This is a genomic window from Isoptericola sp. Y541, assembly GCF_059445465.1.
This window is the reverse complement of sequence record NZ_JCAIUJ010000002.1, coordinates 522,586-545,566: the sequence shown is the minus strand read 5'-3', so window position 1 is coordinate 545,566 and position 22,981 is coordinate 522,586. Positions and strand designations below refer to the sequence as shown.

General features: G+C 73.0%; 21 protein-coding genes, 1 tRNA gene and 1 pseudogene. 15 read left to right on the top strand and 8 right to left on the bottom strand.

Going from position 1 to position 22,981, the window contains the following annotated elements:
* Positions 1-891: hypothetical protein (locus AC1C2V_RS07270; RefSeq protein WP_495388908.1), on the bottom strand; the 891-nt coding region annotated here is incomplete at its 3' end.
* Between AC1C2V_RS07270 and AC1C2V_RS07265 the strand changes: the two genes are divergently transcribed.
* On the top strand, positions 890-1,126 hold the full coding sequence (locus AC1C2V_RS07265) for a hypothetical protein (protein WP_495388907.1): 237 nt from the start codon (positions 890-892) through the stop codon (positions 1,124-1,126). The two genes, AC1C2V_RS07270 and AC1C2V_RS07265, sit on opposite strands and share 2 nt — an antisense overlap.
* Before the next feature lie 21 nt (positions 1,127-1,147).
* Here the strand turns inward: AC1C2V_RS07265 and AC1C2V_RS07260 are convergent, their stop codons facing one another.
* On the bottom strand, positions 1,148-1,690 hold the full coding sequence (locus AC1C2V_RS07260; RefSeq protein ID WP_495388906.1) for a DinB family protein: 543 nt from the start codon (positions 1,688-1,690) through the stop codon (positions 1,148-1,150).
* A 126-nt stretch (positions 1,691-1,816) separates the two neighbouring features.
* On the opposite strand from AC1C2V_RS07260, the gene AC1C2V_RS07255 reads away from it, so the two are divergent.
* The 4 genes from AC1C2V_RS07255 (at position 1,817) to AC1C2V_RS07240 (ending at position 5,286) form a co-directional block, all read left to right on the top strand.
* Entirely contained in the window at positions 1,817-2,359 is a 543-nt protein-coding gene (locus AC1C2V_RS07255; RefSeq protein WP_495388905.1) for a hypothetical protein, read from the top strand.
* Between the two features lie 51 nt (positions 2,360-2,410).
* Positions 2,411-2,998, top strand: coding sequence for a hypothetical protein (locus tag AC1C2V_RS07250; RefSeq protein WP_495388904.1), 588 nt, complete (start codon positions 2,411-2,413; stop codon positions 2,996-2,998).
* A complete protein-coding gene (locus tag AC1C2V_RS07245) occupies positions 2,995-4,617 on the top strand; it encodes a DUF7059 domain-containing protein (RefSeq protein WP_495388903.1) in 1,623 nt (540 codons plus the stop codon). The genes AC1C2V_RS07250 and AC1C2V_RS07245 overlap by 4 nt, the downstream gene beginning before the upstream one ends.
* Positions 4,618-4,740: 123 nt before the next feature.
* Entirely contained in the window at positions 4,741-5,286 is a 546-nt protein-coding gene (locus AC1C2V_RS07240) for a hypothetical protein (RefSeq protein ID WP_495388902.1), read from the top strand.
* An 82-nt stretch (positions 5,287-5,368) separates the two neighbouring features.
* Here AC1C2V_RS07240 and AC1C2V_RS07235 read toward each other — a convergent pair whose 3' ends face one another.
* A complete protein-coding gene (locus AC1C2V_RS07235; protein WP_495388901.1) occupies positions 5,369-6,028 on the bottom strand; it encodes a TetR/AcrR family transcriptional regulator in 660 nt (219 codons plus the stop codon).
* Positions 6,029-6,149: 121 nt separating this feature from the next.
* Here AC1C2V_RS07235 and AC1C2V_RS07230 point away from each other — a divergent pair, with 121 nt between their 5' ends.
* Positions 6,150-7,142, top strand: coding sequence for a phosphatase PAP2 family protein (locus AC1C2V_RS07230; RefSeq protein ID WP_495388900.1), 993 nt, complete (start codon positions 6,150-6,152; stop codon positions 7,140-7,142).
* Between the two features lie 112 nt (positions 7,143-7,254).
* The gene (gene topA, locus AC1C2V_RS07225; RefSeq protein WP_495388899.1) at positions 7,255-10,014 is read left to right on the top strand and encodes a type I DNA topoisomerase; all 2,760 of its coding nucleotides are present in this window, start codon (positions 7,255-7,257) and stop codon (positions 10,012-10,014) included.
* A 140-nt stretch (positions 10,015-10,154) separates the two neighbouring features.
* Here topA and AC1C2V_RS07220 read toward each other — a convergent pair whose 3' ends face one another.
* Positions 10,155-10,367 carry a hypothetical protein gene (locus AC1C2V_RS07220; RefSeq protein WP_495388898.1) on the bottom strand — a complete coding sequence of 71 codons (213 nt, stop codon included), beginning with the start codon at positions 10,365-10,367 and terminating at the stop codon, positions 10,155-10,157.
* A 63-nt stretch (positions 10,368-10,430) separates the two neighbouring features.
* On the opposite strand from AC1C2V_RS07220, the gene AC1C2V_RS07215 reads away from it, so the two are divergent.
* A complete protein-coding gene (locus AC1C2V_RS07215) occupies positions 10,431-10,943 on the top strand; it encodes a MarR family winged helix-turn-helix transcriptional regulator (RefSeq protein ID WP_495388897.1) in 513 nt (170 codons plus the stop codon).
* 4 nt (positions 10,944-10,947) lie between these two features.
* A complete protein-coding gene (locus AC1C2V_RS07210) occupies positions 10,948-12,012 on the top strand; it encodes a Gfo/Idh/MocA family protein (RefSeq protein WP_495388896.1) in 1,065 nt (354 codons plus the stop codon).
* Positions 12,013-12,162: 150 nt separating this feature from the next.
* Here AC1C2V_RS07210 and AC1C2V_RS07205 read toward each other — a convergent pair whose 3' ends face one another.
* Entirely contained in the window at positions 12,163-12,582 is a 420-nt protein-coding gene (locus AC1C2V_RS07205) for a pyridoxamine 5'-phosphate oxidase family protein (RefSeq protein ID WP_495388895.1), read from the bottom strand.
* 115 nt (positions 12,583-12,697) lie between these two features.
* Between AC1C2V_RS07205 and tmk the strand changes: the two genes are divergently transcribed.
* From tmk to AC1C2V_RS07175, 6 genes are all read left to right on the top strand, one after another.
* Positions 12,698-13,468: a dTMP kinase gene (tmk, locus tag AC1C2V_RS07200; RefSeq protein ID WP_495389138.1), complete on the top strand. Its 771-nt coding sequence runs from the start codon at positions 12,698-12,700 to the stop codon at positions 13,466-13,468.
* Complete coding sequence (locus AC1C2V_RS07195; RefSeq protein ID WP_495388894.1) at positions 13,465-14,628, top strand: DNA polymerase III subunit delta'; 1,164 nt, start codon at positions 13,465-13,467, stop codon at positions 14,626-14,628. Before tmk ends, AC1C2V_RS07195 begins: the two co-directional genes overlap by 4 nt.
* Positions 14,629-14,800: 172 nt before the next feature.
* The gene (locus AC1C2V_RS07190) at positions 14,801-16,486 is read left to right on the top strand and encodes an enoyl-CoA hydratase-related protein (RefSeq protein ID WP_495388893.1); all 1,686 of its coding nucleotides are present in this window, start codon (positions 14,801-14,803) and stop codon (positions 16,484-16,486) included.
* Positions 16,483-17,058 carry a hypothetical protein gene (locus AC1C2V_RS07185; protein WP_495388892.1) on the top strand — a complete coding sequence of 192 codons (576 nt, stop codon included), beginning with the start codon at positions 16,483-16,485 and terminating at the stop codon, positions 17,056-17,058. The genes AC1C2V_RS07190 and AC1C2V_RS07185 overlap by 4 nt, the downstream gene beginning before the upstream one ends.
* Positions 17,059-17,258: 200 nt before the next feature.
* Positions 17,259-18,827: an alpha/beta hydrolase gene (locus AC1C2V_RS07180; protein ID WP_495388891.1), complete on the top strand. Its 1,569-nt coding sequence runs from the start codon at positions 17,259-17,261 to the stop codon at positions 18,825-18,827.
* Positions 18,828-18,907: 80 nt separating this feature from the next.
* Positions 18,908-18,983, top strand: a tRNA-Thr gene (locus tag AC1C2V_RS07175).
* Between the two features lie 1,675 nt (positions 18,984-20,658).
* Here AC1C2V_RS07175 and AC1C2V_RS07170 read toward each other — a convergent pair.
* The 3 genes and pseudogenes from AC1C2V_RS07170 to AC1C2V_RS07160 all read right to left on the bottom strand — a co-directional run.
* Positions 20,659-21,101, bottom strand: a pseudogene (locus AC1C2V_RS07170) (integrase core domain-containing protein); the annotation flags it as partial.
* Positions 21,102-21,111: 10 nt separating this feature from the next.
* Complete coding sequence (locus AC1C2V_RS07165) at positions 21,112-21,570, bottom strand: helix-turn-helix domain-containing protein (RefSeq protein WP_495389137.1); 459 nt, start codon at positions 21,568-21,570, stop codon at positions 21,112-21,114.
* A 404-nt stretch (positions 21,571-21,974) separates the two neighbouring features.
* Positions 21,975-22,619, bottom strand: coding sequence for an ATP-binding protein (locus AC1C2V_RS07160; protein ID WP_495388890.1), 645 nt, complete (start codon positions 22,617-22,619; stop codon positions 21,975-21,977).
* Positions 22,620-22,981: the final 362 nt, after the last annotated feature.

The following is a 22,981-nucleotide window of genomic DNA, read 5'->3' as shown; positions in this document are numbered from 1 at the left end:
GCGATTCCTTCCGGTGGATCCTGGTGATGCGGCTGTGGGGCGTGGGCATGTTGATGCGGCCGCGACGCCGAACCCGACGCTCAGCACGCCCGCGATGCCGAAGGCCCACCAGAGCTGGGTGCGCAGCGGCACGACCAGGGCGTCGGCGGCCGCGTCGAGCAGCTGTTGCCCGGACGACCCGAAGTCCAGCCCGCCGAGCCCGAGCTCCACCGCCACCGGGACGAGCAGCTGGAGCAGCAGCATCGCGACGGCGACGAGCCCGGCGGTGACGGCGGCGGTCCGCAGGCGGCGCCCCGGCCTGGCGACCAGCACGGCCGCCGCGGCGAGGACGAGGAGGGCGGGGAGCAGCCAGGGCGTCACCCGGTCGAGCAGGCCGACCGCCTCCTGCGCGGCGCGGAGGTTGGCCGAGTCGTAGATCACGATCTCGCTCCCTGTGCTCGTGAAGCCCTCGGAGACGGGCAGCCCGCGGTCGCGCAGCGCCTGCGCGATGCGCTCCAGGAACGGGTCGAGCGGCACGGTCACCACGCCCTGGGAGGCGTCGACCACAGCGCCCTCGTCACGGAGCAGGGTCACGGCGGCGGCATGCCCCTGCCGGTTCGCCTCCGTCCAGGCCGACGGGAACGAGTCCGACCGCACGAAGAGCTCGGCAACCTCGCCGACGACCGGACGGATTGCCGCGGAGAGAGCCCCCGAGTCGACCTGGTCGGTGACCGCGCGGGTCAACGCCTCGGCGACGGCGTCCTGCACGACGATCTTCGACCCCAGCGGCGCCGTCGCACGCACGTAGGCGTCGGTGTCCAGCACGGTGTTCTCCACGTACCGCGCCGGCACGGTGACGACCGCCGCGAGCACGGCGAGCAGGACCAGGACGCCGCTGAGGAAGCTCCGCATGATGGGCACGCTACGCGGCGGGGCCGGTGGCCATCACCTCGCCGAACCCGGCGCCGTCGTCGACGGCGGCGCGCCCGTGGACGCGGTCCAGGAGACCTTGTCCCGCATCAACGAGGTCGCCGACGAGAGCCGTCGCCGCATGCTCGAGCACTTCCCTGAATCAGATGTCGACGCCCTTCGCGCGCTTCTTCAACGGCTGATCGAGGCGGTGAAGCAAGCCGACGACACCGCCTGAACCGTCGACGGCCCGCCCAGACTAGAGGCCGGTGCGGCCGTCGACGCACTCGCGGAGCAGGTCCACGTGACCCATGTGGCGGGCGTACTCCTCGAGCACGTGCAGCAGCACGTCGCGCGCCTCGACGGTGCCGCCGTCGTAGGGCACCTCGCGGTTCATGTCCTCGCCGGTGAACCAGTTGTCGGCGACCTCGACCGCCGCGTGCCAGGCCTGCCACGCCTCGTCGACGCAGGTCGCGTCGGGCAGCGCGCCGTCGAAGTCGACGTCGGGGTAGCCCGGCAGCTCGAACGGCCCGCGCTCGGGGTGGCCCTGCAGCACCCGTCGGAACCAGTGGTGCTCGACGTTCGCGAGGTGCCGCACCAGGCCCAGCAGCGAGAGCGTGGACGGCGGCACGGCACGGCGGGCGAGCTGGGAGGCGTCGAGGCCCTCGCACTTCATGACCAGCGTCATGCGGTAGCGACACAGGTATTCCCAGAGGGTTTCCTTCTCGCCCACCGGGTCCACGCCTGACGCACGGGGGTCATGGTCGGGATGCACCCAGAGGCCGGGCGTGGTAGAGGTCACGCGCGTAATCTGTACGAACGGTCGCCCTGGGTCAAGCGGCGCCCGGTGACCTGCGTCGATGTGCCGTGGTTCCAGGTGCTGCCGGTACCCTTCGCGGACATGAGGGCCAGCAGGACACGAGCTCGCGTGCGACGTACCCGTCGCGGTCTGATGCGGCCGGTGGAAGGGGCGTGGCGTCGTCGGTCGACCCTGGGTGCGGCGGGCGCGGTGGCACTGATGGCGGGCATCTGCGCGGGGTTCGCGTCCGGCCTCGTGTCGGGGACGGACGGGCCCGCGCCGCCCGAGGCCGCGTCCGGCCCCGCCGACGAGTGCACGGTGGTCCAGGGGGCCTGGTCGCGCTCCGCGACCCTCCAGCTGGGGATGTCGGCGGAGGACCCCGCCACGCTGCGGCGCGGCTTCGTCGGGGCGCGCGACGCCCTCGCGGAGGCGAGCCCCCCGGAGGCGATCGCGGACGACTGGCAGGTCGTCCGGACCTACGTGGGCGCCGTGGCGGGCGAGGTCGAGGGCGCGGACGAGGGCGAGGCGGCGTCGGTGGTGGCGGAAACCCTGGCCGACCTCGACACCGCGGCGATGACGGCGGCGTCGAACCGGGTCACGACGTTCCTCAAGAACGGCTGCGCCGATGCGGACGACACGGCCGACGACGCGACCGACGAACCTGCTGATTGAGCTTGCGAGGCCAGATTTCCGCGCGCGCGAGCGGTGGTTCACCATAGGTGGATGCGCCGAGCCCGCCCCGTGTCCCGTCATCTCCCGGTCGTCGTCGTGGGGATGCTCCTGACGGGCGCCGTGCTGGCGGGGTGCAGCCAGGCCGGGGACGGCGGCGCGGAGCCCGTCGCCGAGCCCGCCCCGGCGGTGACGATCCCCGGTGACCTGCGGATGGGCGTCGAGGGCGAGCCGTCGCGCTCGGCGCCGAAGTCGGAGCCGAGCGCGTCCCCGGCACCGAGCGCGGAGGACGACGCGGTGGACGCGGAGCAGTGCTCGGCGCTGCAGCAGGCGTGGGCGTCGACCAACCGCGCGCTGGTCGACCTCAGCCCCGAGCACCCGCGCGCGCTGGTGCAAAGCTTCCGCACCGGGGAGCGCGCGATGACGTCGGTGGAGCCGCCCGCGGACGTCGCGTCCGCGTGGGGCGCCATGTCCGACTACCTCGGCAGCGCGGTGACGGCGTTCGAGGACGTGGATGAGGACGATGCGAACGCGGTGAGCTCCGCGATGGCCAAGGCGATCGGCGCCGACGACACGGCGGCCGCGACCACGGCGGCCAAGGACGTCACGAGCTTCCTCTCGACGTCCTGCGCGGACCGATGAGCGGCTCGCCGTCGGCCTCGGCGCCCGTGCCCGGCAGCGCCGCCGGCGTCGCCCCGCTCGTCGACGCGCTGCGCTCGGACCTCGACGCGGCGGCCTACACCGTCGACGGCGTCCGCGAGGCGCTGGGCGGCGTCGCGTCGGCGGCGCTGGACCGCGAGCAGACCGTGCCCGCCCGCCGGGCACTGGCGGCCCTCGGCGCGGAGCTGGAGCCCCGCGCCGTGCTGGCCCGGCTGTTCCTGCTCGGCGACGAGGTCCCGCGAGCGGCCCTCGATCGCGCGCTGCCAGGCCTCGGGGCGGACGGGGCCCGGCGCCTCGGCCTCGTGGGAACCGCGGGGGAGGGCGCCGACGACGCCGTGCGTGCCGCCTCTGACCTGCGCCCGTACGCGGCCGTCGACGCCGGCGGCGAGGCGTCGTGGTGGCTGGCCAGCGACCTCGCCGAGCTGGCCACGGGCGGCCGGCTCGCCACCGACCACGTGCTGGGCACGGGTGGCGCCTCGACCACCCTCGCGCAGGTGACGATCCGCAACCCCGTGGACCGCGTGCTCGACCTCGGTACCGGCTCCGGCATCCAGGCGCTGCACGCCACGCGCCACTCCCGCCGCGTGGTGGGCACGGACCTCTCCCGGCGGGCGCTGGGCTTCGCCCGGTTCAACCTTGCGCTCAACACGCCGTCGGCCGACGTCGAGCTGCGGCACGGCTCCCTGCTGGAGCCCGTGGCCGACGACCGCTTCGACCTGGTGGTGTCCAACCCGCCGTTCGTCATCACGCCGCACGCGGGCGCGGCGGGCGCCGCCCTGGCGCAGGCGCTGGGCGACTACGAGTACCGCGACGGCGGCCGGTCGGGCGACGACCTGGTGCGCGACCTCGTGCGGGAGGTGGGCCAGGTGCTCGCCCCGGGCGGCGTCGCGCAGCTCCTCGGCAACTGGGAGCACCGTCGCGGCGAGGGCTGGGCGGAGCGGGTGGGCGCCTGGCTCGACGCGTCGGGCCTGGACGGCTGGGTGATCCAGCGCGAGGTGCTCGACCCCGCCGAGTACGCGGAGACGTGGATCCGCGACGGCGGCACCACCGTGGAGCGGGAGCCCGCCGCCTGGGCCGCCGCGTACGGGGCGTGGCTCGACGACTTCGCCTCCCGCGACGTCGAGGCCGTCGGCTTCGGCATCGTCACCCTGCGGCGCCCGTCCGAGGGCCCCGCCGAGGGCACGCGCCCGACGCTGCGCCGCCTGGAGGAGCACACCGGGTCGGTGCGCCAGCCGCTGGGCGCGCACCTCGCGGCGTCGCTGGCCGCGCACGACTGGCTCGCCGCCCGCGACGACGCCGCGCTCGCGGGCGCGCACCTCGTGATGGCCGATGACGTCACCGAGGAGCGGTTCCACACGCCGGGCCAGGGCGACCCGAACGTCGTCGTGATCCGGCAGGGCGACGGGCTGGGCCGCGGGGTGCAGGCCTCGACCGGGCTCGCCGCGTTCGTCGGCGTGTGCGACGGAGAGCTCGCCGTCGGGCAGATCGTCGGGGCGCTGTCCGCACTGCTGGACGTGCCGACCGACGACCTGCGGGCCGATCTGCTGCCCGCCGTCCGCGGCCTGGTGCGCGACGGGTTCCTGCGCCCTATCGCCGGTTGAGCTCGTCGAATCCGTCGACCTGACCCGTCGACCTGACTCGTCGACCTGGTTTCGACAAGCTCAACCAGCGGGGTTGGTTCGTCCCTTCGACACGATCGGGACTCGTCCGTCACCATGGGTGGTATGCGCAACCGACAGACCATCTCCCGGGCCACCGCCGTGGCCGCGAGCGCCCTGATCGCCTTCAGCCTGGCTGCATGCAGCGGCTCGGGCTCCGACGGCGACGCCGGCGCCTCCGCCGACGAGTCGGCCCCTGCGGAGTCGGCCACCGAGGAGACGCCCAGCGAGGAGTCGCCCACCGAGGATGCGCCGGCCGAGGACGACGCGGCCACCGGCGGCGACGTCTGCTCCGCCGTCCAGGTCCTCACCGAGACGTCGTCCGCGCTGGGCGACGTGGACCCGACGAACCTGGACCCCACGATCGACCAGCTCGAGGAGCTGACCGGCACGCTCGAGGGCGTGAGTGAGCCGCCCGCCGAGATCGCGGACGACTGGGGGACCCTCACGACGGCGTTCCGCACCGCGACCGACGCGCTCGGCAAGGCGGTGGCGGACCCCGAGGCCGCCGACGCGCAGTCGAATATCGCCGACGCGATGACCGCCATGACGGACGAGTCCTTCCAGGAGGCCGGGCAGGCGGTCGGCACGTACACCGCGGAGAACTGCTGACCTCACCGTTACCTGATACCGGCCTGGCCGTGTGGCGAGACGTTCTTCCAGCCGGTGGGCGAGATCCTCGACGCCTACGACCTCACGCTGGTGACGAGCTGACGGGGACGGCGCGCGGGGCGTCCGGCCCGGCGAGGGCGGACGCAAGGAGCGCCTCGATCGCGAACGCGGTGTCCTCGGCGAGATCGACGGCGTCGGGGTCGAGCAGCCACTGCACCTGCAGGCCGTCCATGACGCCGACGACGGCGCTGGCGGCGCGGCGCGCGGGGGCCTCGTCGAGCGGGGTGCCGCGTTCCTCGGCCACCTGGAGGAAGGCGGTGGTGATCTCTGCCCGCAGGACGGCGAAGCGCTCGGTGACCCAGGGGGCGGCGGGGTGGCCGTCGGTCACGGACTCGCCGGTGAGCACGGCGTAGGCCTGGACGATGCCGCGGCGCTCGATGTTGAGGCGGGCCGTCGTCATGAGGTGGCGGAACAGGTCGAGGCCGCCGGGGATGTGCTTGCCCTCGAGGTGCTCGACGTCCACCCGGTCGCGGTACTCGAGCACTGCCCGCAGCAGCTTGTCCTTGCTGCCGAAGTGGTGGAGTACCCCCGCGTGCGTGATGCCCACCTGCTCGGCGACGTCCACGAGGGACCCCGCGTGGTAGCCCTTCGATCCGAACACGCGCGTCGCCGCGCCCAGGATCTCCTCGCGCCGTTCGGCGCGCGAGGGGCGGGGCCGTCGCGAGGGGCTGCCGTCTGCCATGGCGTCACGATACTGGGATGATCTCGGGCTACTGAGCCGTCAGTCGCCGGTGCCTCGCCCTGTACGGGAGGGGAGATGTCCCCACGTTCCGCGTACGTTTTCGTCACACCCGGTCGGTAGCGTGACCTCTGTGCTAGCCGACCCGCGCCCCGAGACGCCGCCGGTCCCCGACCCGGGGCCGACGGGCGTCGGCGCGCCCATCCTCCCGGTCGGCGCCTGGCGCGGGCCGGGGGCGGCCCCGCAGGCGCGCACAGCCCCCCGCGTGGTCGCCGGGGTCGTGGCGGTGCTGGCCGCGGTCGGCGTGTGGCTGACGTGGCGGCTGTTCGTCGCGACGCCCACCGGGCAGGCGGTCGACCAGCTCGCGTTCCGGGGCGCCGCCTATGGCCAGGGCCGGCTGTGGCAGGTCGCCGAGCCGGTGCTCGACGTCGTGTCCGTGGCGTTCGTCGTCGCGGGCGTGGCCGCCGCCGTGCTGGTCGCGGTGGCGCGGCGGCGCTGGGTGCTCGCCCTGCAGGTCGCGGTGCTGGTGGGCGGCGCCAACGTGACCACCCAGGTGCTCAAGCACGGGGTGCTCGGCCGCCCCGAGGTGCTGTCGGACTGGACCGGGGCGAATACGCTCCCCAGCGGGCACACCACGGTGGCCGCGTCGGTCTCCGTGGCGCTGCTGCTCGTCACGCCGCGCGTGTGGCGGCCGGTCGTCGCGGTGCTCGGCGCCGCCTACACGGGCGCCACCGGGGTCTCCACGCTGGTGGGCCAGTGGCACCGGCCGTCGGACGTCGTTGCGGCGGTGCTGGTCGTGCTCGCCTGGGGGGCGGCGGTGTGCGCCCTCACGCCGGCGTCGTCGACGGACGAGCCGCGGCGCGGCGGTGCGTCGTATGCCGCGCTCGGGTCGCACGTCGTGGCGGGCCTGCTGCTGCTTGCCTCGCTGGTGGCCGGCGTCGTCTCGGGCGCGACGCTCGTGGGCCTCGTCACGAAGGGCGACCCCGTGCCCCTCGCTCCCGACGTCACCGCGTACGCGGCGGGCGCCCTAGGCGTCCTCGCCGTGACCGGCGCCGCCTTCGCCGTCCTCCTCGTCCTGCGTCAGCTCACCGCGCAGCGTCGCCGCCCCCCTCGGTAGAGTGCCGCCCGTCGGCCCGTGACGGGGAGTGTCAAGCGGATGTCGTACCGTGACATGACCGGCCGGCTGCCAGCCGCCAGCACCGCTTTAGCAACAGGGAAAGCAGGAACGGATGCCCCAGCCACGCAAGCTCGTGATCGTCGAGTCGCCCACCAAGGCTCGCAAGATCCAGGGCTACCTCGGCGACGACTTCGAGGTCGAGGCGAGCGTCGGGCACATCCGCGACCTGCCGCAGCCGCGTGACCTGCCTGCGGACATGAAGAAGGGCCCGTACGGCAAGTTCGCCGTCGACGTCGACAACGGGTTCGACCCGTACTACGAGGTGCACGCGGACAAGAAGCAGAAGGTCCGCGAGCTGAAGAAGGCCCTCAAGGAGGCCGACGAGCTCTACCTCGCGACGGACGAGGACCGCGAGGGCGAGGCCATCGCGTGGCACCTGATCCAGGAGCTCAAGCCCAAGGTCCCCGTGAAGCGGATGGTCTTCCACGAGATCACCCGCGAGGCGATCCTGCGGGCGCTGGAGAACACGCGCGAGCTCGACACCGACCTGGTCGACGCGCAGGAGACCCGGCGCATCCTCGACCGTCTCTACGGCTACGAGGTGTCGCCCGTGCTGTGGCGCAAGGTGCGCCAGGGCCTGTCCGCGGGCCGCGTGCAGTCCGTCGCGACGCGGCTCGTGGTGGAGCGCGAGCGCGAGCGCATGGCGTTCGTCACCGCCGACTACTGGGACGTCTCCGGCCAGTTCGCCCCGACGACGGGGGACGACGCCGGGCAGGCGTTCCGCGCCCGGCTCTCCGGCCTGGCCGGCGAGCGCGTCGCCTCGGGCCGTGACTTCGACGACCGGGGCCAGCTCAAGGTCCGCACCGGGGTGACGCACCTCGACGAGGCGTCGGCGCGCGCCGTCGTCGAGGGGCTCGCGGACGCATCGTTCGCCGTCCGCTCGCTCGAGACCAAGCCGTACTCCCGCAAGCCCGCGGCGCCGTTCACCACCTCCACGATGCAGCAGGAGGCGGGGCGCAAGCTGCGCATGAGCTCGCGGCAGGCGATGCGTACGGCGCAGTCGCTGTACGAGAACGGCTACATCACCTACATGCGGACCGACTCGCCGTCGCTGTCCTCGGAGGCGACGGACGCCGCCCGCCGGCAGGCGGCCGAGCTCTACGGGCCCGAGTACGTGCCCGGCGCTCCGCGGCTGTACACGTCCAAGAGCAAGGGCGCCCAGGAGGCGCACGAGGCCATCCGCCCCGCGGGCGACTCGTTCCGCACCCCCGCGCAGGTGGCGCGCGAGATCTCCGGCGATCAGTTCAAGCTGTACGAGCTGATCTGGAAGCGCACGGTGGCGTCGCAGATGGCGGACGCCAAGGGCTCCACCGCGTCGGTGCGCCTCGCGGCCACGCTGTCGGCCGCCGCCGGGGACCTCGCGGGCCGGGAGGCCGTCTTCTCCGCATCGGGCACGGTCATCACGTTCCGCGGCTTCCTCGCCGCGTACGAGGAGGGCACCGATGTCGCGGAGGGCGCGGACGCGTCCGCGAAGGAGGCCCGGCTGCCGCGCATGGCGGAGGGCGACCCGATGCGCGGGGACGGCCTCGCCGCAGAAGGGCACTCCACCTCGCCGCCCGCCCGCTACACGGAGGCGTCGCTGGTCAAGGCCCTCGAGGAGCGGGGCATCGGCCGCCCGTCCACCTACGCGGCCACCATCTCGACCGTCCAGGACCGCGGCTACGTGCGGACCAAGGGCCAGGCGCTGATCCCGACATGGCTGGCGTTCGCCGTCGTGCGGCTGCTGGAGGAGCACTTCCGCTGGCTCGTGGACTACGACTTCACGGCTGAGATGGAGGCCGACCTCGACCAGATCGCGTCGGGCAGCCGCGATCGCGTGGCCTGGCTGTCGCGGTTCTACTTCGGCGACGGCTCGGGCGAGAGCTCGGGCTCGGGCCTGCACGACCTGGTGGAGAACCTCGGCGAGATCGACCCGGTGGCGATCAACTCGGTCGAGATCGGCGAGGGCATCCGGGTGCGCGTGGGCCGGTACGGACCGTACGTGGAGGACCTGGGCGCTGAGGTCGAGGAGGGCCAGAACCCGCCGCGGGCGTCGATCCCGGAGGACGTCGCCCCCGACGAGCTCACCGTCGCCGCGGCGCGGGAGCTGCTGGCCGCGGGGGCCGATGACGGCAAGGAGCTCGGCGTCGACCCCGTGTCCGGCAACACGATCATCGCAAAGTCGGGCCGGTACGGGCCGTTCGTCACCGAGGTTCTGGACCTGCCGGAGATCGACCCGAACCTGTCGGCGGCGGCGCAGAAGAAGGCGAAGGCTGCCCAGCCGAAGCCGCGCACCGGGTCCCTGCTGAAGACCATGACGCTGGAGACGGTGACCCTTGAGGACGCCCTCAAGATCCTGTCGCTGCCGCGTGTGGTGGGCACTGACCCGGAGTCGGGCGACGAGATCACGGCGCAGAACGGCCGCTACGGGCCGTACCTGAAGAAGGGCACCGACTCGCGCACGCTCGCCTCGGAGGAGCAGCTCTTCACGATCACGCTGGACGAGGCACTGAAGATCTACGCCGAGCCGAAGCGCGGCCGCGGCGCGCGGGCGGCGACCCCGCCGCTGCGCGAGCTGGGTGACGACCCGACCAGCGGCAAGCCGATCGTCGTCAAGGAGGGCCGCTTCGGCGCGTACGTCACCGACGGCGAGACGAACCGGACGCTGCCGCGCGACCTCACGCCGGAGAGCATCACGGCCGAGCGCGCGATCGAGCTCCTGGCCGAGAAGCGCGCGGCCGCACCGGCGAAGAAGCGCCGCACGACGACGACCGCCGCGAAGAAGCCCGCCGCGAAGAAGCCCGCCGCGAAGAAGCCCGCCGCCAAGAAGTAGCCCCGCGCCGGTCGAGCCTTCCGCTCGCTGATTGAGCCTTGCTCCTCGCTGGTTGAGCCTGTCGAAACCTGGTTTCGACAGGCTCAACCAGCGTTTTCGACAGGCTCAACCAGCGTTCGAGTGCTCAGCCGGCGACAGGATCAGCTCTCGCGCTCGACGAGGTACACGTGCCCGTCGGGCCGGGTGACGCGCTCCAGCGTGCGCCGCAGCTGGGTGTCCCGGGCGATGTCCTCCTCGGTGGGCGGGATCGGCGGGGTGCGGCGGATCGACGCCGGCCCGAAGAAGGGCAGGAAGCACTCGGTGACCCGCATCCCCCAGGTCCGGTCGTCGTCCTCGCGGCGTCGGCGTCCCATCAAACTCCTTGGTGTCCAAACACTTGGTGCACCAACTATAGGCAGAAATCGTAGGCTGTCCGCATGGACCTGCCCGTGGACCCGCTGCGCCTCGAGGTGCAGGTGTGCTTCTCCCTCTCGGCGGCGGCCCGCGCGATGGTTTCGATCTACCGGCCGATCCTGGAGCCGCTGGGCCTCACGCACCCGCAGTACCTCGTGATGCTCGGCCTGTGGCAGGACGACCGGGCGGGTACGACGACCACGGTCACCGGCCTGTCCACGCGGCTCCTGCTCGACCCCGGCACTCTGTCGCCGCTGCTCAAGCGGCTGGAGCGGCAGGGGCTGCTCGAGCGTCGGCGGGCCAGCGGGGACGCGCGCGTCGTCGAGCTGCACCTGACCGACGCGGGGCGCGGCCTCCGGGTCGATGCGGAGAAGGTGCCGGCCGCGGTGGCCGCGGCGAGCGGGCTGGACCTGGCCGAGCTGCAGCAGGTGCGGGCGGCGTCGGACCGCGTGGTCGCGGCGGCCCTCGCGCAGGGCCCGGACCTGCCGGGGCTCCCGGACGCTGCCGACGCCGGGGATCCCGTCCCATTACGGTGAGGGCATGACCGACGTCACGCCCGCCTCGTTCGCGCCCGCACTCACCCCCGACGACATCGCGGGCACAGTCCCGGACCCCCGGACGGCGCCGGCCGTGCGGTGGGGCGTGCTCGGCGCCGGCAACATCGCCGGGTCGTTCTCCGACGGAGTCCGCGAGCACACCGCAGCGTCGGTCGTGGCCGTCGGTTCCCGCGACCTCGCCAAGGCCGAGGGGTTCGCGGCGGCGCACGCGCCCGGCGCGCGGGCGCACGGCGACTACGAGTCGCTCGTGGCCGACCCGGAGGTCGACGTCGTGTACGTCGCGACCCCGCACTCGCACCACCACGAGCACGCGCTGCTCGCGATCCGCGCCGGCAAGCACGTGCTGGTGGAGAAGGCGTTCACGCAGGACGCCGCGCAGGCGCGCGAGGTGCTCGACGCCGCGCGCGAGGCCGGCGTCTTCGTCATGGAGGCGATGTGGACGCGCTTCCTGCCGCACGTCGCGGCCCTGCGCGGCGTGATCGCGCGCGGCGAGATCGGCCGCGTGATCAGCCTGATCGCCGACCACGGCCAGTTCTTCCCCCTTGACCCGGCGCACCGGCTCTACGCGCCCGGCCTCGCGGGCGGCGCGCTGCTGGACCTCGGCGTCTACCCCGTCTCGTTCGCCCACGACCTGCTCGGCGCCCCCGAGTCGGTCACCGCCGCCGGGGAGCTCACCGAGACGGGCGTGGACGGGCAGATCGGCATGGTGCTCGGCTACCCGGACAGGGTCCAAGCCCTGCTCTCGACGACGCTCTGGTCGCGCACCGCGAACACGGCCGTGATTGCGGGCACCGAGGGCCGCATCGAGGTGGCCCGCACGTTCTACGCCCCGACGTCGTTCACCGTGGAGCGGCACGACGGCGCCACCTGGGCCTACGACGGCTTCCGCGGCGAGGGCAAGCAGTACCAGGCCGCCGAGGTGGCGCGCCGTGTCGCGGCGGGCGAGACGCAGAGCCCGCGCATGTCCTGGGACGGCACGCTCGAGGTCATGGACACGCTCGACGCCGTGCGGCGCCAGGTGGGCGTGGTCTACCCCGACGCTGGTTGAGCCTGTCGAAACCGCTGGTTGAGCCTGTCGAAACCGCTGGTTGAGCCTGTCGAAACCGCTGGTTGAGCCTGTCGACACCGCTGGTTGAGCCTGTCGACACCGCTGGTTGAGCCGGTCGAAACCGGTCTCGACCGGCTCGACCGGTGGGCGTCAGCCGCGCTGGAGCCGGCGGCCGCTCACCTGGGTGGGCGTGATGCGGATCCAGACGGCCTTTCCGTCCTCGGTGTAGCTGACCAGCCCCGTGGCCTCGGCCTCGGCGAGGTCGGCGTCCCGCTCGAGCACCTCGGCCGTGCCCTTGACGACGACGCTGCGCGCCACCTCGGCGCCCACGTCCTCGGCCTCGAACGCGACGCGGGGGCCGATCGTCACCTCGACGAGCTTGGTGCCGGGCTTGGTGCGCAGGAAGATCCGGCGGCCGGTGACGGCGTAGCTCACCGGGAAGATCTCCGGGTCGCCGCCCACGGCCGTGGCCATCCGGCCCACGGACTGCGAGGCGAGGAGCTCCCAGCACTCGTCTTCGGTGAGAAGCGCGCGGGACGAGTCGCGTGCGGGCTCGGGCAAGGTGGACATCGAACCTCCTGCGTCGTGAGGGACCACTGCCATGGTGCCTCCGGGCGGTGCCCGGCGCGACGCCGAGCGGCGTCCGGAGGGGGTGTCGTCGGTCACGCCCGGGCGCACCTCGTCGATGAGCCACCGCTCCGGTCCGAGGGTGTGGGCGGGCGCGATTAGGGTGTCGCGAGTGAGCAGCGCACCCGGGTACTTCGTCTCGTTCGAGGGCGGCGACGGCGTCGGCAAGTCCACGCACGTGCTCCGGCTTGGCGAATGGCTGAGCGAGGTGACGGGCCGCGAGGTCGTCGTGACGCGGGAGCCGGGCGGCACCGAGCTCGGGCTCACCCTGCGCCGCGAGGTGCTGCACGGCGGGGACCTGGACCCCCGCACCGAGGCGCTGCTCTACGCGGCCGACCGGGCCCACCACGTCGCGACGGTGGTGCGGCCGGCGCTGGTGCGCGGCGCGGTGGTCGTAACGGATCGCTACCTCGACTCGTCGGTGGCGTACCAGGCCGGCGGGCGGGAGCTTTCCGAGGAGGAGGTCGAGGGCCTCTCGCTGTGGGCCACGGCCGGCCTGCTGCCCGACGTCACCGTGCTGCTCGACCTCGACCCGGTCGTCGCGGCCGCCCGGTTGTCCGGTGAGCCCGACCGGCTGGAGCGGGCGGGCGACGAGTTCCACCGGCGCGCGCGGGAGACGTTCCTGCGGCGGGCCGCCGCCGAGCCGGACCGCTGGGTGGTGGTGGACGCGTCCGCGCCCCTGGACGACGTGCAGGCGCAGGTGCGCGTGGACGTCGCCGCGCGGCTCGACCTGACGCCCTTGCTGGTAGAGCCTGTCGAGACCTCGCCGGTTGAGCCTGTCGAAACCGAGTTCCGCCCAGCTCGACCAGCCCCCGAGGAGGACCGATGAGCGTCTGGGACGACGTCGTCGGCCAGCCGGACGCCGTGGCGCTGCTGCGCCGCGCCGCGACCGACCCGGCCGCGATGACGCACGCCTGGCTGCTCACCGGCCCGCCCGGCTCGGGCCGCTCGGTGGCCGCGCGCGCGTTCGCCGCGGCGCTGCAGTGCACCGCGCCCGGGGACACGCCCGGCGGCAAAGCCGGCGGCTGCGGGGAATGCCACGCCTGCACGACGACGCTCGCCGGCACGCACCCGGACCTCACGGTGGTGGCCACCGACAAGGTGGTCATCACCATCGACGAGGTGCGCGACCTCATCATGACGGCCGCACGCACGCCGTCGTCGGGGCGGTACCGGGTGATCGTCGTGGAGGATGCCGACCGGATGGCCGAGCGCACCACGAACGTGTTGCTCAAGACGATCGAGGAGCCGCCGCCGCACACCGTGTGGGTGCTGTGCGCCCCGAGCGCGCAGGACGTGCTGCCCACGATTCGGTCGCGCTGTCGGGGCGTGGTGCTGCGGGTGCCGCCCGCCCAGGACGTCGCCGACCTGCTGGTGCGCCGGGACGGCGTGGACCCGCACCTCGCCCTGACCGCCGCCCGGGCGGCGCAGTCGCACGTCGGGCTGGCGCGCCGGCTCGCCCGGGACGCGGACGCCCGCGAGCGTCGCGACGCGGTGCTGGAGATCGCGCGCCGCATCCGCGGCGTGGGCGACGCCGTCCTCGCCGCGGGCGAGCTCGTGGACGTCGCGAAGGCCGAGGCGGTGGCGGCGACCACGGAGCGGGATGCCGTCGAGCGCGCGGAGCTGATGCGCGGCCTCGGGGTCCAGGAGGGCGACACGCTGCCGCCGCGCCTGCGCTCGCAGGTCAAGCAGCTCGAGGACGACCAGAAGCGGCGCGCGACGCGGCGCCAGCGCGACGTCCTCGACCGGTCGATGGTGGACCTGCTGTCCCTGTACCGGGACGTGCTCGTGGTGCAGCTCGGCGCGACCGTCGACCTGGTGAACGCTGAGCACGACGCGACCGTGCGGGCGCTGGCGGCCGACTCCACTCCCGAGCAGACGATCCGCCGGATGGACGCGATCGGCATCGCGCGCGAGCGGCTCGAGGGCAACGTGGCGCCGCTGCTGGCGCTCGAGGCCATGACCGTCGCGCTGCGCCCGCAGGGCTGACCCGAGGCTGATCCAAGACTGATCCGGGCTCCTCCGACGGGGCGCCGGGCGCATCCCCGCTGGTCCGGCCACCGGATGTGTCGGGGCGACAGTTGCCTGATGACCCCTTCATGTTGTGAGGTGTTCCGCGGCGGGGGCCATGGTGGCCCCCGCAACCTGACTGGGGGTTGCCATGAGGATCCTGCTGCTCGTCTCGGCGTTCAACGGGCTCACACAGCGCGTGTGGGGCCATCTGGTGGACCGAGGGCACGACGTGGGCGTGGAGCTGGCGCCCACCTTCGCGTCGCCCGAGGACCTCACCGCGCGCGTCGAGGAGATCGGCCCGGACCTCATCGTGGCGCCGTTCCTCAAGCATCGCGTGCCCGAGGAGGTCTGGCGGCGCTGGACCACCGTCGTCGTGCACCCCGGGCCTGTCGGAGACCGGGGCCCGTCGTCGCTGGACCACGCGATCCTGGACGGCCGAAGGCGGTGGGGTGTGACCGCGCTGTCCACGGTCGAGGAGATGGACGCCGGCCCGGTGTGGGCGACGTCGACGTTCGCGCTGCCCGCCACCCCCGTGGCCAAGAGCGCCCTGTACAACGGCCTCGTGGCCGACGCGGCGCTGGCGTGCGTCGCGGAGGTGCTGCGCAAGTTCTCGGCGGGCGAGGCGCCCGTCGCGGCGGCCGAGCAGGACCACGAGGTGCCGGGCACCGGTGAGCTGCCGCTGCTGCGGCGGGCCGCGTTCGAGCTGGACCTGGCGCGCCCCGCGGCCGAGCTGGCGCGCACGATCGCGGCGGCCGACGGCGCGCCCGGGGCACCGACGACGGTGCAGGGTGCCCGCTTCTGCCTGTTCGACGCGGTCGCCAGCGACGAGACGATCGACCCGGGCGCCGCGCCGGGCACCGTCGTCGGCCGCGACGACGACGCCGTGGCCGTCGCGACCGGTGCCGGCACCCTCTGGGTCGGGTACGCCGCGACGCTGGCCCAGAAGCGCGGCATCAAGCTGCCGGCGGCGTGGGTGCTCGACGTGGCGGGGGTGTCCTACCACCCGGCGCCCGCCGCGCTCGCCGAGTCGACCTACGAGCGGGAGGGCGACGTCGGCTTCCTGACGATCCGGTCGTACAGCGGCGCCATGCACACCGAGCAGTGCCGCCGCCTCACGACCGCCGTCGAGAAGGCCCTGACCGAGGACACGCGCGTGCTCGTGGTGCGCGGCACCGAGCACGCGTTCTCCAACGGCATCCACCTGGGGGCGATCGAGGCGGCGGCGGACCCGGCGACGGAGGCGTGGGCCAACATCCGGGCCATCGACGACCTGTGCGAGGCGATCGCCCGCGCCGACCAGTTCACGGTGGCGGCGTTCACGGCGAACGCGGGCGCCGGCGGCGTCATGGCCGGGCTGTGCGCCGACGTGGTGCTGATGCGCGACGGCGTGGTGCTCAACCCGTACTACGACATGGGCATCTTCGGCTCTGAGCTGCACACCTGGACGGTGGCCGCCCGGCTCGGCGAGGTCGACGCCGACCGGCTGCTCAGCTCCAAGCTGCCGGTGTCGGCCGCGGAGGCCGCGACGATCGGCCTGGTCGACGGCATCGGCCCCCGCGACCCCGATCGCTTCGCCGCGTGGGTCGCCGACCGCGCCGCCGCGCTGACCACGCCGGAGGGCGAGGGCGAGGCCGAGGCTGTCGCCGCGGTCCGTGCACCGCGACGCCCGCTGTCGTACCACCGCACGATCGAGCTGGCGGAGATGGCGCGCGACCTCTTCGACGACCGGCGGGGGTTCGCGGCCAAGCGCCGTGACTTCCTGGGCAAGGCGGCGCCGCGGGAGACTCCCGAGAGGTTGCGGTTCGCGGACGTGCGCGAGACGGTCGCACGGTGACGACCATCGTGACCGGAGCGCTGACGAGGAGCCTGCTGGCGGGAGCCGTCGCGGCGATCGCCCTGCTGGTCTCGGCGTGCGCCACTGGCGAGCCGTCGGGAGGGGCGTCGTCATCGGCCCCGGAGACGTCCGATTCCTCGCCCTCGCCATCGCCGTCGGAGTCGGTGCCCGCCGCCGACGCGGTCTCGCCGGCGGCGGGGAAGGCGGCGCGGGGCCTGCCCGAGGGCGCGAAGGGCACGATGGACAGCCCGGCCGGTGCGGGCTGGTCGCCCACCCCGGACCTGCTCTACGTGGTGACGTACGGGTCGGGCTCGTGCCCGCGCGTGGCGCAGGCGCAGGCGCAGTGGGACGACGCGCACGAGACCGTCGTCGTCACCGTGGCCGAGCCGGATCCCGGGCCGTGCACCATGGACTACACGCCGACGACCAGCGCCGCCCAGCTGCCCGAGGACGCCGACTCCGGGGCGCCGATCACGGTGCAGCTCGGCGACCTCGGCACCGTAGAGGTGCCGCCCCGCGACGGCGCCGGCGCGACGGGCCCGGTCGCGTGGGTCGCTCCCGCCGCCGGTTGAGCTTGTCGAAACCCGCCGCTGGTTGAGCCTGTCGAAACCAAGCCCGACCGCCTGCTGGTTGAGCTTGTCGAAACCAGGTCCGCCGCTGGTTGAGCCTGTCGAAACCAGGTCCGCCGCTGGTTGAGCCTGTCGAAACCAGGCCCGACCGACAGGTGGCGGACGCGGCGGTCTGTGGTGTCGCGCGACGGTAGGTTGGGCGGGTGGATTCCGACGAGCGCCGCCCGACCGCCCGCCGCACGACCCGAGGCCTCGCCGCCGCCCTCGTCGCCGGGGCCCTGCTGCTCGCGGGGTGCACGGCGCCCTCCAAGGAGCAGTCGCCCGTGGGGTCCACCACGGGCCCGGCCGCGGAGCAGGCGCCGGAGGGCTTCGAGCAGTACTACGGGCAGGCGCTCGAGTGGAAGGACTGCGAGGACGGGCTGCAGTGCGCGACGGCGCAGGCCCCGTTGTCCTGGGACGACCCGGACGCGGGCAGCATCGAGCTGGCGCTGGTGCGCAACCCGGCCGACGGCAGCGATCCGGAGGGTTCCCTCCTGGTCAACCCGGGCGGGCCGGGGGCGTCCGGGGTCGAATTCGTCCGGAGCGACGCGCAGAACGAAGGGTCCACCTTCGGCAAGAAGCTGCAGGACGCGTTCGACATCGTCGGCTTCGACCCGCGCGGCGTACAGGACTCGACGCCCGTGACGTGCTTCGACGACGCCCGCAAGGACGAGTCGCTGGCCAAGGACTTCGACACCAGCACCGACGAGGGCCTCGAGGCGATGGCCGCCGAGGCGCGTGCCATGGGTGAGGCGTGCGCCGAGAACACCGGAGAGCTCCTCGGCCAGGTGGACACCCAGAGCGCGGCGCGGGACCTCGACATGCTGCGCGCGGTGCTCGGCGACGAGAAGCTGAACTACCTCGGATACTCCTACGGCACCCAGCTCGGGGCCACGTACGCGGGGCTCTTCCCCGACCGCGCGGGCCGGCTGGTGCTCGACGGCGCGATCGACACGACGCTCTCGTCGGACGAGATCTCGAAGGGCCAGGCGGTCGGGTTCGAGAACGCCCTGCGCGCCTACGTGGCCGACTGCCAGGCGGGGCCGGAGTGCCCCCTCGACGGGTCGGTGGACGACGGGATGCGCCAGATCCGGCAGGTGCTCGACGAGGCGTACGAACGCCCGCTGCCCACGTCGGACGCCGAGCGGTCGGTCACGCAGACGCTCGCGTTCTACGGCGTGGCCGTCACGCTCTACAACCAGGAGAGCTGGCCGGCCCTCACGCAGGCCCTGGACGAGGCGATCAACGGCGGCACGGGCGACGTCCTGCTCTACCTCGCCGACCAGTACAACGACCGGAGCGCGGACGGGACCTTCTCGACCAACTCCAACGAGGCCTTCCGCGCGATCGGCTGCCTCGACGACCGAGGAACCGCGGACCTCGAGGAGATGCGTGCCGAGGCCGCGGCGATCGAGAAGGAGGCCCCCACGGTCGGCAAGTTCTTCGCCTACGGGGGCACGTCGTGCACCGACTGGCCGGCGCCGGTGGCGGAGCAGGAGTTCGACGTGCACGCCAAGGGCGCGCCGCCGATCCTCGTCATCGGCACCACCAACGACCCGGCCACCCCGTACGTGTGGGCGGAGGGCCTGGCCGAGACGCTGGACTCCGGTGTGCTCCTCACCTTCGAGGGCGAGGGGCACACCGCGTACTCCCCGACGCGCACGTGCGTCGCGGACGTCGTGGAGTCCTACCTCGTGGACGGCGTCGTGCCGAAGGGCGGCCTGACCTGCTGAGCGGCCCTTTTGGAGTCCGCCCTGAGCGTCAGGTACTGTAGGCGCGCTCGTTGATCCGGCGGAAGCCGGGCGACAGCGACGCCGCCTTAGCTCAGTCGGTAGAGCGATTCACTCGTAATGAATAGGTCATCGGTTCGATTCCGATAGGCGGCTCCAGCAAGGAAACCCCTGCTGACCTGGACGAACAGTCCGGAGTCGGCGGGGGTTTCTCGCGTCTCAGGCACCCTTTTGGCCATCTCGCGCACCCCCGGCGCTCCCCGGGCCCTGATTCAGCCTGTCCAGACCGGCCCGATCGGCCCCCGTCCCGAGGAAGTGGACGTACAGATTCGTGGTCGCGATCGACTCGTGACCGCACCACGCTTGGACCGTTCCCGGGTCCACCCACGAGCCAGCCACAGGCACGCCGCGGTGTGCCGAAGATCGTGCAGTCGCCGCCCCCGCTGACGGTCCCCGGGGGACTCCGAGGGCGCGCGTCATCGGTTGCGCTGGTCGCGTGAGTATCCTCTCGTCGCGGAGCGCTGGGTTCCCCGCTGCGCGTCGAGCACCTGGAGGCTGACGTGATCGAGTTTCTGTTCGGCTGGCTTCTGGGTGACCGGTGGGGGCAACGTGCCGTCGGGCGGCGGAATGATCGTTTTCGGACCGAGAGCAAGACCGAGGCGTCGGTTCGGCTGGTCGAAGGGACTGTTCGCGGGTTGTCGTCGCAGTGGATGCCGGCGCTCTGGTCGGTCGCCCCCGGGGTCTTGACCAACTTCTCTGTCGTCGTGCCGGTTGCCGGGCTGGAGCGGGATTCGTCGCGTTCACCAGGGTTGCGCGAGTCCTGGTCCGTGGACCCCGGGGCTGAGATCTACCGAGCCCAGAGCGGCGCGGCGATCATCGAGATTGCGCTGTTGCCGTCGCAGTCCGAGTGGGTTCTCGCCGCCCTGCGGGGGCGAGAGGAATCCGACTGACCGTTGGTCGATGGACTAGTTCGAGGCCACAGTTCGGGGCCGTTGGCCCTTGACGCTCCGCACCGGGGTTGGTGGTGCGGGCGACGATGGTGGTCTCGCCGTCGGGCAGCTCGATTGCCAGGGTCGTCTCGGCGACGTGCACGGTCACGGTGGCCCCGGCGTGGATTCGCCCGAGGGAGACCTTCTGCCCGGCCACGACGATCACGCCGGTGGCCGAGACGCGGCGCTGGACCCGGCGGCTCGGTGGACGGGCGCGGCGGTTGCCCGGGCGGCCGGGTGCGCTGCAGACGAACGCCCGCGACCGGACTCAGCGGGTTGGGGCGTGAGCGCAGCAGTTCGCGGGTGCCCGGGTCGAAGAACAGCAGCGGGCACCCGTCCTCGATGTAGATCCCGACCCGGCGCCCGGCCAGCACGTCCGCGACGAGCACGACATGACTGCCGAGCGAGACCGTCCCGTTGCGGCTCACGGTTCGTTCGACCTCCACGATGGTGAGCCCGTCGCGGGCGCCGGGACCGCTCCGGGAGGCGGCGGGCGCGGGCCCCGCGGCGGTGGCGCCCCGGGCGGCCAGCATTCGCAGGTCGGCGTCCGTGAACCGGGAGCGCAATGACTTGATCCGCTGCCCGGCTACGGACAGGTGCACCCAGTCGCAGTCGATCCAGAACCGCACGGTCTGCCCGGACCGGTCCGGCCCGAGCCAGAACTGGTTGCCGCACAGCGCCAGGTTCCCCGAGGCCGGCACGACCCGGACCAGCTCGACCGCACCACCGGCCACGACGAGGGCCGCCGCAGTCTCAACGACATCCATCGGCGTCTGGGCGTCGTCGACGTCCAAGACACCGTCGTCATCAGCACCGGGCAAGACGCCTCCGGGCCGGTCCTGGACGAGCGTGGGCGGGACCCGCAACGGCAGCTCGCCTGCCGGGGCCGGGGCGAACCGGTCGGCGGGCACCACCGGCACCTTCTCGTCCAGCCCCTGGTGGGGACGCTCGGCGTTGTAGTGCGCCACCCACACGTCCACCGCCCCCTGCGCCTCAGCCAGCGACGTGAACGGGCCCTGCTCGGAGATCTCGGGCCGGAACGTGCCGTGGAACCTTTCCACCTTCCCGTTCTGATTCGGCGAGGCCGGCTGCGTGAGGCGGTGCGTGATCGCGTTGTTGCGGCAGATCTTGTCGAACAACACCTCCCCGCCCTTGGCGAACCGGGCGGTGAACTGCTTGCCGTTGTCCGTGATCACCTCTTCGGGCACCCCATGGCCAGCGCCTTCGCGAACGCCAAGCACACCGCCCGCCCGGTAGCCCGCTCAACCACGGTGGCCATCACGCAGAACCGGGAGTGGTCATCCACGCCGGTGACGATCTTCGCCTCCCGCAGCACCCCGGTCGTCGTGTCGACCAGCTCGATCCCGCCGACGATGTCGATGCCCCACAGCTGCATTGGCCCGGGCCGCTCGAACCGCACGAACGAGGACCTGGGCCGCTTGCGCGGGCGGGCCCGCACCAGCCCCTGGCGGTGCAGAATCCGCACGATCGTCCGCTCCGAGGGCACCACGATGTCCTCGCGCACCCACGGGCCTTTCGTGCGCAGCAGCTCCAACCGGATCTTTGGCACCCCAGCGCGGGTGCTCGCGACGCATCTCGGCCACGAGCACCTCGACGGCCTCGTCCACCTTCCTCGGGCTCGAGACCGGCCGGTGCGACCGGTCCGCAAGGCCGCCGATCTGCCCCGCAAGGTAGCGGGTCACCCACCTGTGCACGGTCGCGCGGTGCACCCCGGCACGAGTCGCTACCTCGTTCACCTCTGCGCCCGCCAACACCGCACGAACGACATCCAGACGTTGCTCCACCACCGACAAAACGACCAGCGCCAATCCGGCCTCCCCGCAGACTGGGACGCCCGCGGCGACGTCCGGCTCCAGGGTGCCGATCACTCCCGATGTCGCACATCACCCGGCGTGGCCAGGTCGCACATCACCCGGCACAGGACAACGCATGGCCGGCAGTTCGCGTGAGGACTTTCCTTACTGACTTCAAGGCGCGGCTTCGCCGCGCGGGCGTCGGGTCGCGGGGCCCGCGCCGCGGGGCCCCGCGCTCCTCTCGCAAGCTCGCTCCGCGCACCCCGCCGCGCACCCCCGCGAGCTCCCGCGCGCCCACACGAGAAGGCGGCACCGAGTCTCCCCGGAACCGCCTCGATGTGCCCCAGCTACCGAGAGGTCACCACTGGCCAGCGATGCGTGCGCCACTCGTCCCAAGTCGCGAACCCTGCCGGGGGGCCATCGAAAGGCTCACTGCCGTCGAGTTCCCCCGGCGTCGGGATGCTGATGACCGCCGCCCACTCGGCGAGTTCCTCGTCGGACATGTGCCACGTCGTGTGGGGCTCTTCGGCTTGGCGACGGTCAAGTCGTCTCCGCTGCTCGGCCGGTGGGAGTTCGAAATAGCGCAACTCCACCGCCACACCGTGGTCAGCCGCTGCCTGCCGTAGCGCGGATCGCTCGTCCCGACCCCAGAGGCCGAAGTCGATGACGACGTTGATACCGAGTTCAAGAGCGCGCAGCCCGATCTCGATGAGTCGTCCTTCGATCACGTCCGACGCAGACGGCGGGTTCGTGAGCCCGTAAAGGGCCTTCACCCACTCGTCCTTCGTGAGGCGAAGCGCATTCTCCTCAAGCTCAATGCGCCGCGCTTCCGTGGTCTTCCCGGTGCCCGGCAGTCCTACGGTCAGGAACAGGGTCGGTCGTGTCGGCATCACTTCCCCATCCGTGTCGCTGTCGGTCGAGCGGCCGCCGCGTACCCTCCTCTTCGAGGTCGATCCGGGTACCGCCGCACCCAATCCCCGTCCGAACGGCATCGAGACAGCATGGCTGGTCAGGGCCAAGATTATAGGAGCCCGGCGCACCCGTTCCATGACTGGAACCAAAACCCACAGTCGTCGTCCCCGTAGCCGTGGCCGAGCACGTGCCCCGTCTTACCGTCCGGCCCCGCACCGACAGCCGAGCATCCGACCGTCTCCACCCCGCGTCAAGGGCGCCTACGGCGTCGCTGCGCGATGGCCTACGGCCACCCGTGACCCGGCCCTCCGACGACCTCTTGTGCTCCGCTATCGGTACGGCGCCTCCGAGTGTCCCCACCTCTCCACGCGCGCACCCCCCGCGCACCCCGAACAGTGGAGGAGCGGCGTCGAGCGCACCCGATATACACGGGATGACGCCG